Below are 12,302 nucleotides of genomic sequence, written 5' to 3'. Positions count from 1 at the left end.
TGCCAGGCTTAATTCCCGGCTAGTTCATGCCTGAGGTTTTCGAGCATGTCTGCCGTCATTTTTGAGAGGTCATACTCATGGTTCCATCCCCAGTCACGGCGGGCAATACTGTCATCAATACTTTGAGGCCAGCTGTCGGCTATAGCCTGCCGGTAGTCAGATTCATAATTGATGGTAAATTCCGGAATATGTTTTTTGATTGCGGCTGCGATTTCCTTTGGAGAGAAGCTTACACCGGAAAGATTATAGGAAGTCCGGACCGATATCCTGTCTGCCGGTGCCTCCATCAACTCTATCGTGGCCCTGATGGCATCGGGCATATACATCATGGGCAGGTAGGTATCCTCTTTCAGAAAGCATTTGTAGTTTTTTTGCTCCAGCGCCTCGTGAAAGATTTCCACAGCATAATCAGTTGTACCACCACCTGGCGCAGACTTATAGCTGATCAGTCCGGGGTAACGGAGGCTGCGCACATCCACGCCAAAACGCTGGAAATAATAATTGCACCAGAACTCACCCGCGTACTTGGAAATACCATAAACGGTGGTAGGTTCAATGATGGTGTATTGCGGGCAATCCTTTTTGGGGGAGGTAGGGCCAAAAACAGCGATGGATGAGGGCCAGTAAACCTTGTGCAGCTTTTCCTCGCGGGCAATATCCAGCACATTGAGCAGGCTCTGCATATTCAGGTGCCAGGCGAGGTTTGGATTTTTTTCACCAGTGGCGGAAAGGATGGCTGCCAGCAGGTAAACCTGGGTGATATTCTGGCGGATAACCAGTACATGAAGCATCTCTTTGTTCAGCGCGTCGATGGAAACATAGGGACCTGTTCCTTTCAGTAATTCGTTTTCCTCCCGAAGGTCAGAAGCAATAACGTTGTTGTTACCATATATTTTACGAAGGGCAAGGGTCAGTTCAACGCCTATCTGTCCGCAAGCGCCGATAACCAGGATTTTTTCTCTTGTCATGTGCAGGCAATTTAAAGATGCAAACCTAAGGAGGAATATGGTTATTTGTATGGGGTTTATTACTCCTTCCTCTTCTTATCTTTGCCGCATGCAACCATTCCTTACCGACCTGTTCAAGGGTCAATCATACGACGAGAAGAATTTTTTCCTGATTGCCGGACCGTGTGTAATTGAAAGTGAAGAGCTGCTTATGGAAGTGGCCGGAAGGGTAAGCAGCATCTGCCGCAACCTGGGCATTCCCTATATTTTCAAATCTTCCTACAGGAAGGCCAACCGCACCAGCGCAAGTTCCTTTACCGGACTTGGCGATGAACTGGGGCTGAGCCTGCTGAAAAAAACCGGCGAGGCATTTAATTTACCCACCACCACCGACATTCACGCACATGACGAGGCCGCCCCTGCTGCCAGGTACGCCGACATACTGCAGATACCCGCCTTTCTGTGCCGGCAAACCGACCTGCTTATTGCTGCCGCAGAAACGGGCAAAGTCGTTAATGTTAAGAAGGGACAATTCCTGAGCGGGCAATCCATGAAATTCGCCGTGGAAAAAATCCGTAATGCCGGAAACGAAAAAATCATTCTTACAGAAAGAGGAACCACCTTTGGTTACCAGGACCTGGTGGTTGACTACCGCAATATTCCCTGGATGAAAGAACATGGTGTGCCGGTTGTGATGGATTGTACCCACAGCCTGCAGCAACCCAACCAGGTATCGGGCATTACCGGCGGTAACCCCCAGTTGATCGGCACAGTTGCCAAGGCGGCAATTGCTGCGGGGGCAGATGGACTGTTTATCGAAACCCATCCCAATCCGGCCATTGCGCTCAGTGACGGCGCAAACATGCTGCAACTCGACCGCCTGGAGAGCCTGCTCCAGGAACTCGTTAAACTCAGAAAAGCCGTCATCTGACCAGCGGCTTTTTCTCCTGATCCCGGATTTCACCCGTCGGGTGGCAGATCGCTGCCTTTCGCCTCAGCCACCCAGACGGGAGAAATCTTTCCCCGCCCCCAAAATTCTATGTTAAAATCAATTAAACCCATCAGCCGGAATAACCGTCTCAAATAGTAATTTCGTTAGTTTATAGAATATTAAGGCCTGCAACGTAGCGAATAATTAATTTTGAATGTTAATCGCCGGATCCTGAAAAGAATACTCTCCATAATTGGTTACATATTATTATCGCTGCTAACCCTGGTGGTATTGATCTATTTTTTGCTGCAAACCGGGTTTATGCAGAATTACCTTGCCCGGCAGGCAGCAAACAGGCTTTCCAAAGCACTCAATACAGAGGTTAAGGTATCCTACATCGATATTGATTTTTTTGACAAACTCGAACTGAAAGGCACGCTGGTTCGTGACCATAATAAGGATACCCTTCTGTATGCCGGTGCTGTTAAGGTTAATATCACGGACTGGTTTTTCTTCAAGGATAAGATCGAGCTGAAATACATCGGGCTGGAAAGTACCATGATCCACCTGAAACGAACCGATTCCGTCTGGAACTACCAGTTCCTGGTGGATTATTTTTCAGGACCCCCATCCACCAAAGAAAAACAACCCATTGAACTCTCGATCAAAACCGTCGACTTAAAAAACATCAGGGTGCTGCAGCAGGATGCATGGCGGGGAGAAAACCTTGGACTGTCGCTGGGATCACTCGTTCTCGAAGCCGAACAGTTTGACATCCCGAATAAAAAAATCAGCATCCGCAACCTCGACCTGGCAGAGCCTGTATTTTCCATATACAATTATACCGGTAACCGGCCGCCGCGTAAAAGGGTCATAACAGACAGCATCCCTCCCAACGATCCGGACCATCTCCGCTGGAATCCGGGCAAATGGTCGCTCGGTATAAAAACGGTAACCATAAAGAACGGGGTGTTCAAAAATGATATTGAAACGGAGAGAAAGCCTTATTACTATTTTGACGGTGCGCATTTCCTCTTCGGAAACATCAACAGCAGATTTACAGATGTAAAACTGGTAAACGATACCTTCAGCGGGGCCATCCGCATCGCCACCAGGGAACGAAGCGGGTTTGAGGTAAAACAGCTGGAGGCAAATATGCGCTTTCATCCCGAAGCAATGGTATTTGAGCAGCTACACATCAGGACAGAAAAAAGCCGGCTGAAGAACTACTTCGCCATGCGTTATGACAGTTTTGATGACATGGGATATTTCCTTGACAGGATCAGGCTTGAAGGCAACTTTGCGGAAGCCGTCATCCACAGTGATGATATTGCATATTTCACCCCCGAACTGGCAGACTGGAAACAGCGTTTAACCATCTCCGGTAAAGCAAGGGGCACCATCAGCGACCTGAGCGGAAAGAACATCGAAGTGAAGTCCGGTGACCAGACCTACCTGAATGGCGATTTCAGTTTGATTGGCCTGCCAGATCCCGATAAGACCTTTATTGATTTCACTGCGCGGGAATTCAGGACAACCTATGCGGATGTACAACGCATTGTACCAAAAATCAAAAACATCACCGAGCCAAGGCTTGACCTGCTCGAATACCTCCGTTTCAAAGGAAACTTTACCGGCTTTCTGAAAAATTTTGTCACCTACGGTACTATAGAAACTGCCCTGGGAAGTATTTCCACGGATGTAAACATGAAATTCCCGGCTAATGGGGTCCCTCTTTATTCGGGAACCATCCGCACAGAGGAATTCAACCTGGGAAAATTCATCGACAATACACTGCTGGGAAGTTTTGCTGTAGAAGGTGATATCAAGGGTAAGGGTTTCAGCCTGAACACCCTGGATGCCGGCCTCAAAGGGCGTATCCCCTTTATCGTTTACAATGGTTATGAATATCGCGATATCGATATTGACGGAAAATTTGCCCGCCGTCTTTTCAATGGAAACCTTGCAGTAAACGACGAACACCTGGAAGCCACCATGAAGGGACTTGTAGACCTGTCGGGAAAAGTTCCGAAATTCAATTTTGACGCACTGATAGTGAACGCGAACCTTCGTAATATGAGGTTTTCGAAAGAAGAGCTCGATATCAACGGAACCTTCAACATGGACTTTACCGGAAATACCGTAGACAACTTCATAGGAACCGCCAGGGTATCAGATGCCTCGATTTTCAAAAACGGCCAGCGTATTTCCTTTGACTCTTTGTTTGTGGAATCTTCCCTTCAGAGCAACGGGAATAAGACTATTACGGTAAAGAGCAATGAATTCGAGGGGGTACTCGCCGGAAAATTCAATATCAGTTCCTTGCCGGATGCATTCCAGACCTTCCTGAACAGGTATTACCCCAGCTATATCGCCGCTTCCAAAAGGAAAGTGAGCAATAATTTCAGTTTCTTCATCACCACCAGGAAGGTGGATGATTACCTCGATCTGCTTGACAAACGACTGAAGGGTTTTAATTATTCCACTATCAACGGCAGGCTGAACACCGATGAAAATATTTTCGATGTGGATGCCGACATCCCACAATTCGGTTACAACAAACTTGCATTTTCAAATGTGAAACTGGAAGGCAGGGGTAACTATGACTCGCTGGCAGTTTCAACAATTGTGGGTGACATACAGGTGAATGACAGCCTGCATTTCCCGGGCTCACAGGTATCAGTAAGCGCCAGTAACGACCTGTCGAAAGTGCATATCAGCACCAGTGCCAACCAGACCCTCAACAGGGCCGATATCTCCGGCGAGGTACAAACATTAAAAAACGGTATCCGCGTACTCTTCAATCCATCCAGTTTTGATATCAATGAAAAAGAGTGGGTCATTGAAAATGGTGGGGAAATCATCCTTACCAAAGAACTTGTCACGACTGACGGAGTGCGGATTTACAGCGGTGACCAGGAGATCATGATCACATCGGCGCCTTCGTCTATTGGTAAGGGTAATGACCTTAAAGTGGACCTAAAACAGATCAATATCGGCGACTTCGCTCCCTTCTTTGTGAAAAGCAACCGCCTCGAAGGTTTGTTTACCGGAACAGTGGAAGTGATCGATCCCTTCACCAACCTGCAGGTTGAGGCAAATGCCAGGGCAGATCAATTCCGCCTGGACAACGACTCCATCGGCGTTCTCGACATCAGCAGCACCTATTCTTCCAGGTCAGGCAAAGTGACTTTTAAAACCATCTCTGCCAATGAAAACTACAATTTTGACCTGGCCGGCCTGGTGAATACCAAAGACAGTTTAGCGGATCAGGTGGATATTACGGTAAATCTCCAAAGGACAAAAATCAGTTTGCTGCAACAATACCTTACCGGCATTTTCAGCAAGCTGGATGGAAATGCCACCGGTCAGTTGAGGATTGCCGGAAAAGGAGGCAACCTTAAATACCTGGGCGACATCAGCCTGCAGGACGGCGGATTGCTGGTGGATTATACCAAAGTATATTATAAGATACCATCAGCCCTTGTGAAGTTTTCGGACGGCCTGATTGATTTCGGCAGGTTCCAGTTACAGGATACACTGGGCAACAAAGGCGAACTGCTGGAAGGAAAATTATATCACAACAATTTCAACGACATGGCTTTTGACTTCAATGTCAGAACCAGTAAATTATTGTTGCTGAACACAACCTCACTGGACAATAAATATTTCTATGGGAACGTGGTCGGAAAGGCCAACATGCGGTTCAGTGGCCCCATGTACGATATGAATATGGATGTCAGCGGCGAACCAACCGACAGCAGTAATATTTATATCGCAACCGGTTCTTCCAGGCAGAGTGCGGAGGCCGATTTTATCGTATGGAAGGAGTACGGTAAAGAGATGGAAGCCTACAAACCTTATGGTGAAGAAAGCAACCTCACCATTGGCCTTGACATAACCGCCAATAACAAGGCCAATGTGTACATGATCATCGATGAAGCAACAGGTGACATCATCTCCGCCAAAGGCCATGGCAACCTGAAAATGCGGGTGGGCACCAATGAGAACCTGACCATGACAGGCCGTTATGATATTGAAAACGGATCTTATGATTTCAATTTCCAGGCATGGAAAAAGAATTTCAAGCTGTTACCGGAACGTAACAACTATATTTCCTGGAACGGAGATCCTTATGAAGCCACCATGAAGATTGATGCCCTGTATGAAGCCAACAATGTTAAGTTCAGCGATCTGCTGAGCAGTGGCGGATTTGGGGTCGACGATGAAAGAGTTAAGCGTTACAGGGGAACGGTATATATCATCGCCAATATCACGGAAAAATTATCGGCACCCAGGATTCGGTTCCAGATCGAATTACCCGACAACAGCCCGATCAGGAATAATTTCCAGGCACAGACCCTGCTGAGTATAATCCACAAGGATGAGAATGAACTGAACAAGCAGGTTTCTTACCTGATCCTGTTCAATAATTTCGGTCCGCTTACAGCTGCGGGCAGTTTGCAGAACAACAGCTCATCCTTTGCCAATACTGCTTTTGAAAGCCTGGTGGTAAGCAGTATCTCCGGCTTTCTATCCAATGTGATTTCCAATGAATTCTCCAAGATCCTGCAGAATGTTTTCAATGATAAAAGCCTGCAACTGAATATGAGCGCATCCCTGTACAGCGGCACCAATATTTCAGGGCAGTCTAATTCGCAGATCCTGTTGCCGGACCGTACCAATATCAACCTGAGTGTGGCGAAGAGTTACCTGAATGAACGGCTGACCTTTATGGTGGGCAGCGCCATTGACTTCGGGATCAATTCGAGGCAGTCGGCAACCTTCCAGTTCCTTCCGGATGTATCGGCTGAATACAAACTGACGCCTGATGGTAAATTCAGGATCACCTTCTTTTACCGCAACAACTGGAGCTATGTTTACCAGAGTGCCCTTCAGCGTTCGGGTATCAGTTTATCCTACCGGAAAGAATTTGATCGCATCAGGGAATTGTTCACGCGCAAGAAAAAGAAAGCATCCATCATTCTGCCTGTTTCGACTGACAGCACAGAGCAATAACCTGGAAACACGAACGGGTCAACTATTGTTGGCCATCCGGGCCTGCTATCCTTCATTGTCCAGTATCCGGTGTCCCATCTTGTCCCGTTTGGTCTTCAGGTATTTTTCATTGAAGGGGTTCGCCTTAATCTTAATGGGAACACAATCGACGATTTCAATGCCATATCCTATAAGTCCGGCACGTTTTTTCGGGTTATTACTGATCAGCCTCATTTTGGTGATACCCAGGTGACGGAGAATCTGCGCTCCTACCCCGTAATCCCTCTTGTCCATGGGGAAGCCGAGGTGAAGATTGGCCTCCACGGTATCCATGCCTTCTTCCTGGAGTTTGTATGCCCTGAGCTTGTTCATCAGGCCAATACCCCTGCCCTCCTGGTTCATATATAAAACAACTCCCTTGCCTGCTTCTTCCACCATCTGTAATGCTTTATGCAGTTGTTCTCCGCAATCGCAACGCAGGGATCCCAGGATATCGCCGGTAAAGCAGGATGAATGCACCCGAACCATAATTGGCTCATCCTTTTCCCACTCCCCTTTAATCAGGGCAATGTGTTCATTCTGGGTGTGCTTTTCTTTAAAAGCCACCATTTTGAAATGCCCATATTTAGTAGGCATATCCACGCTGACAACTTCATCGATCAGGCTGTCTCTTTTAATACGGTATTCGATCAGGTCTTTAATGGAAACGATCTTGATTCCCAGCTTTCTGGAAATCTCCTGAAGTTGAGGCAAACGGGCCATGGAACCGTCTTCATTGAGGATTTCCACCAGTACCCCGGCAGGTTCAAGCCCCGCCAGCCGGGCCAGATCGATGGTAGCTTCTGTATGTCCGGCCCTTCTGAGTACGCCGCCTTTTTTGGCGCGGAGCGGGAAAATATGCCCCGGACGGCCGAGTTCATCCGGACGGGTATCGGGATTTATGAGGGCCAGGATCGTTTTAGCCCGATCGTGTGCAGAAATGCCGGTAGTACATCCATGCCCGAGCAGGTCGACCGAAACTGTGAAAGCAGTTTCATGCAGGGCAGTGTTGCTATTGACCATCATTTCCAGTTTCAGCTCGTCGCAGCGCTCTTCCATGAGGGGGGCACAAATCAGTCCGCGTCCTTCCTTACTCATGAAATTGATCACTTCCGGCGTCACATGGCGGGCTGCGATCACAAAATCGCCTTCATTTTCCCGGTCCTCGTCGTCCACCACAATCAGCATTTTACCTTCCCTGATATCATCAATAGCACTTTCGATACTATCCAGCATATAAAATATTTATTACAAAACTAACGAAAGTTAGCCGTCCCCGGATAAGGTGTCTGACATCTTGCGTAGTGTCTGACATCTTTCAGGGTGTTTGACACCCGGGTAAATGTCTGTTGCCAGGCAGGCTATCTTGCAGCCTGGGTATTGTCTTACATCCGGTGGCCTGTCTTATACAAGGGAGACTGCCTTTTTCTGGGGTACAGTCTTTTACCAGGGATTCGGTATTTTACCAGGTATTCGGTATTTTTTTGGGTACTGTCTTTTAAGAGGGATATGAACATTTACAAGGGGTACCGTCTTATACAGGGATGCGGTCTTATACAGGGATGCGATCTTATACAGAAGTAGGGGCATATATCCGGGATAATGCCTTTTACAGGGATATGGTCTTACACAGAAGTACGGTCTTATATCCGAGGCAATGCCTTTTACCCGGAGTATGGTCATTTATGATGAGTACTACCATTTATCATGAGTACCTCTATTTATTATGAGCATTGCCGCATACAAGGAGTATTACCATTTACCAGGCGAAGCGACTTGCATTCTGAAGCAGTAGATCCTTCGATTCGGTATCTCAGACAATTCGGCCGCATTCAAGATGTCAGACACTATTCAAGAAGTCAGACACCATTTAAGATGTCAGACATCTGTATACTGCAAATCCGCCAGCAATCAACTTATCATGGTAAATGGGTAGTTTTAACGGCTAAACATTAATCTGGTGCAGCATTATAATTTGTTAATATTGTCATAATGGTTTTCGTGGATTATTGCCTTTCTTTGCACCAAATTTGTAAAACATACACATTATGCTTTTGAAGAGAATTGTACGATTAGTATGCCTTTTTATGGCATTCGCGATCAGCACAACGGCTCAGGTTACTACCAGTAGCATGAGTGGATTGGTTAAAACCAATTCAGGAGAGCCTCTTGTAGGCGCTACGGTAACCGTGACCCATGTACCAACCGGATCAGTTTATACAGCTGTAACCCGTTCCGGAGGCCGTTATGACCTGGCCAACATCAACCCAGGTGGTCCTTATCGCATACAGGTTTCTTTTGTAGGCTTTCAATCTTCTACCAGGGAAGACATTTTTGTAGATCTTGGTGAAACTGAAAAACAGAATTTCAGCCTGAAAGACACCCAGGAGCAATTGACAGAGGTCGTTGTTTCCGGAAGGGCACGTGCCCGGGAAACCGGAAAAGGCGGCACAGAAACTTCTGTAGGCCGTGACAAGATGGCTAACCTGCCAACGGTTGGTCGTAATATCTCAGATTTCCTGCGTTTTGTACCCCAGGCCAAGATCACCGGTGATGGTGGTGTTGCGATTGCCGGTCAGAACAACCGGTATAACTCCTTCTATATTGATGGTGCAGTGAACAACGACGTATTTGGTCTGGCTGCCAGTGGAACCAACGGTGGTCAAACAGGATCTTCTCCGATTTCCATTGATGCGATCGATCAGTTCCAGGTAGTGGTTTCGCCCTATGATGCTTCTCTTGGTAACTTTACAGGTGGTGGTATCAATGCCATTACACGTAGTGGTACCAATGAATTCCAGGGAAGTCTCTATTACTTTTTCCGGAACCAGAACCTGAGTGGTATGACACCTTCAGGTGACAAAGACAAAAGGACAAAACTGAGTGATTTCACCAAAAAAACCTATGGTTTCCGTGTGGGTGGCCCGATCATCAAAAACAAGCTCTTCTATTTCTTCAACATAGACATGCAGCGTGATGAAACTCCGCAGCCTTTTGATATTTCCACCTACAGAGGCACATCCAGCAAGGCAGATATCGACAACCTGGTTTCTGTTTTAAAGAGCAAATACAGTTACGATGCCGGCGGATACCTTGACAACGCTGAAAAGCTGAATGCCGACAGGGTTGCTGCTAAAATCGACTGGAATATCAGCACCAAGCACAAGCTCAGCCTCAGCTACCGTTACAACAACGCAGAGCGAAACAACGTTAGCCGCAGTGCAGTGCAGACCATTAACTTTTACAACAATGGTTATGTAATGCCCAACAAAACCAATTCTGGTTCTTTGGAGCTGAACAGCCGTTTCTCGAACAGGACAAACAACAAGTTGTTGCTCACCTTCACCAATGTGGTGGATGACCGTGGTCCCCTGGGCGGCGCTTTCCCCCGTGTTAGCATCACTGACGGTAGCGGAAGACTGGTATTCGGTACAGAAGAATTCTCTACCGGTAACCAACTGAAGCAAAAGAACATCGCACTGTTTGATGTATTTAAAATCTATAAAGGAAAGCATACCATTTCACTGGGTACGGATAATGAGTTCAGCGACTCCTATAATATCTTTATCCGCCAGAACTATGGATCATATGTATTCCCCAACCTGCAGACATTCCTGGATGGCGGGGTTGCTTCAACCTATAACCGTTCCTACTCCCTGGTTGATCCGGGTGTAACCGGCGATGAAAGCGTGAATGCTGCAGCCAAATTCAAGGCGCTTCGTTTGGGCTTCTTCGTAAACGACGAGATCAAGGTAACTGATAATTTCACCCTGAACCTCGGTCTCCGCGCAGACAATACCATTTACCTGGATGATCCCCGTACCGACAGGTTCTTCAACGATACCGCAGCTGCAGCCATCAGCCAGTACTATGACCTGCGTGGCGCCAAAAGTGGCCAGATGACTGATCCAAAGTGGTCAATCAACCCCCGCATTGGTTTCACCTATAAGATCGAAGACGAAGGTATCACCATCCGTGGCGGTTTCGGTACTTTTACCGGTCGTGTACCCCTCGTATGGCCTGGTGGTGTTTACAACCAGAACGGTGTAAGCATTGCAGGTCTGAACCGCTCCAACGTAGAGTTCCGTCCTGACCCGTACGGTCAGTATAACCTGCAGGACTTCGGACTGAGTGCAAGGCTGCCATCAGGTGAGGTAAACCTGATTTCAAAAGATTTCCGTCTGAATAAGGTGTTCCGTACCTCATTAGGTGTTGACAAGAACCTGAACAATGGCTGGAAGCTTTCAGTGGAAGGTGTATTCACGAAAAACATCAACGAGATCGCCTACAAGCAGGTTAATATCCTTCCTCCTACTCTAAAATCTGTCGGGGCTGATGTTCGTAATGTGTACGATCTCAGTGGAAGTTTCCCCAAAAACATCCCGATGCGCGCCGACGGCAGCAACCCCTATACCGGTGTTTTTCTGCTGTATAACAACGACGACAAGAAAGGATTTGCCTACAACTTCACCTTTACCATTGACAAAGCCTGGAGAAACGGATTTGCCTTCAATGCCAACTACACTTACGGCAACTCCGTGGTGATGAATGAAGGTACCAGCTCCCAAAACAGCTCCCAGTGGAGGTATATGGAAACTGTAAACGGTCGTAACTATATGCCCCGCAGTACCAGCGACTTCGATATTGCACATCGTATCAACGCTTACGTTGCCAAGAAGATCACTTATGCCAACAAGTTCCTGGCAACCACTTTCTCACTTGTGTATAATGGCCAGAGCGGATCTCCGTTTAGTTATGTAATGGGCCGCGGTATGGTTCGTGATTTTGATAACAATGAAGACAATGACCTGATCTATGTTCCCCGTAACAGCAATGAGATCAGGTTCGTACAGAACGGAGCACTTACTCCTGCCCAGCAGTGGGACCTGTTCAATACCTTCATTGAAAAGGATGACCATCTGAAAAATCGTCGTGGTCAGTATGCTGAAAGGAATGGTGCCCGTCTTCCTTTCACCCATGTTGTTGACCTGAAGATTCAGCAGGACTTCAATATCCGGATTGCACGCAAGAACTACCAGTTCCAGATCACTTACGATGTATTCAACTTTACGAATATGCTGAACCGTGAGTGGGGCCGTCAGTTCTGGGCTACCAACGACAACTACAGGATCCTGGATTTTGCAGGTTATGTAAGTGCCACAGACCTTACACCTACCTTCCGCTTTACCCAGCCTTCCGATGGAAAGCCTTACACTGTTAGTGATGGTGCTTTCAACAGCAGTCGCTGGACCAGCCAGATCGGACTCCGTTTCAACTTCTAACGGAATAATATAATAATAGAAAAAGCCACTCAAATGAGTGGCTTTTTCTATTTCAATTGTTGATTACTTTATCACCCATTCACCCATTCACCCATTCACCCATTC

The 12,302-nt window shown here is 47.1% G+C and carries 5 protein-coding genes; 3 read left to right on the top strand and 2 right to left on the bottom strand.

From position 1 onward, the window contains the following. Positions 1 to 8: 8 nt before the first annotated feature. Positions 9 to 968, bottom strand: coding sequence for an NAD-dependent epimerase/dehydratase family protein (locus BC349_RS14585; protein WP_187257513.1), 960 nt, complete (start codon positions 966 to 968; stop codon positions 9 to 11). An 88-nt stretch (positions 969 to 1,056) separates the two neighbouring features. On the opposite strand from BC349_RS14585, the gene kdsA reads away from it, so the two are divergent. Further along, positions 1,057 to 1,878 (top strand): 3-deoxy-8-phosphooctulonate synthase, encoded by an 822-nt coding sequence (gene kdsA, locus BC349_RS14580; RefSeq protein WP_187257512.1) that lies wholly within the window; start codon positions 1,057 to 1,059, stop codon positions 1,876 to 1,878. A 321-nt stretch (positions 1,879 to 2,199) separates the two neighbouring features. After that, positions 2,200 to 6,897: a translocation/assembly module TamB domain-containing protein gene (locus tag BC349_RS14575; protein ID WP_187257511.1), complete on the top strand. Its 4,698-nt coding sequence runs from the start codon at positions 2,200 to 2,202 to the stop codon at positions 6,895 to 6,897. 45 nt (positions 6,898 to 6,942) lie between these two features. On the opposite strand, the gene BC349_RS14570 is transcribed toward BC349_RS14575, so the two are convergent. Beyond that, complete coding sequence (locus BC349_RS14570) at positions 6,943 to 8,151, bottom strand: bifunctional 3,4-dihydroxy-2-butanone-4-phosphate synthase/GTP cyclohydrolase II (protein ID WP_187257510.1); 1,209 nt, start codon at positions 8,149 to 8,151, stop codon at positions 6,943 to 6,945. An 851-nt stretch (positions 8,152 to 9,002) separates the two neighbouring features. Between BC349_RS14570 and BC349_RS14565 the strand changes: the two genes are divergently transcribed. Continuing rightward, positions 9,003 to 12,197 carry a TonB-dependent receptor gene (locus BC349_RS14565; RefSeq protein ID WP_187257509.1) on the top strand — a complete coding sequence of 1,065 codons (3,195 nt, stop codon included), beginning with the start codon at positions 9,003 to 9,005 and terminating at the stop codon, positions 12,195 to 12,197. Positions 12,198 to 12,302: the final 105 nt, after the last annotated feature.

It is taken from the genome of Flavihumibacter stibioxidans (assembly GCF_014332695.1).
GTDB classification, from domain to species: domain Bacteria; phylum Bacteroidota; class Bacteroidia; order Chitinophagales; family Chitinophagaceae; genus Flavihumibacter; species Flavihumibacter stibioxidans.
The sequence above is the reverse complement of the archived record's forward strand: the minus strand, read 5'-3'. Positions and strand labels throughout refer to the sequence as shown.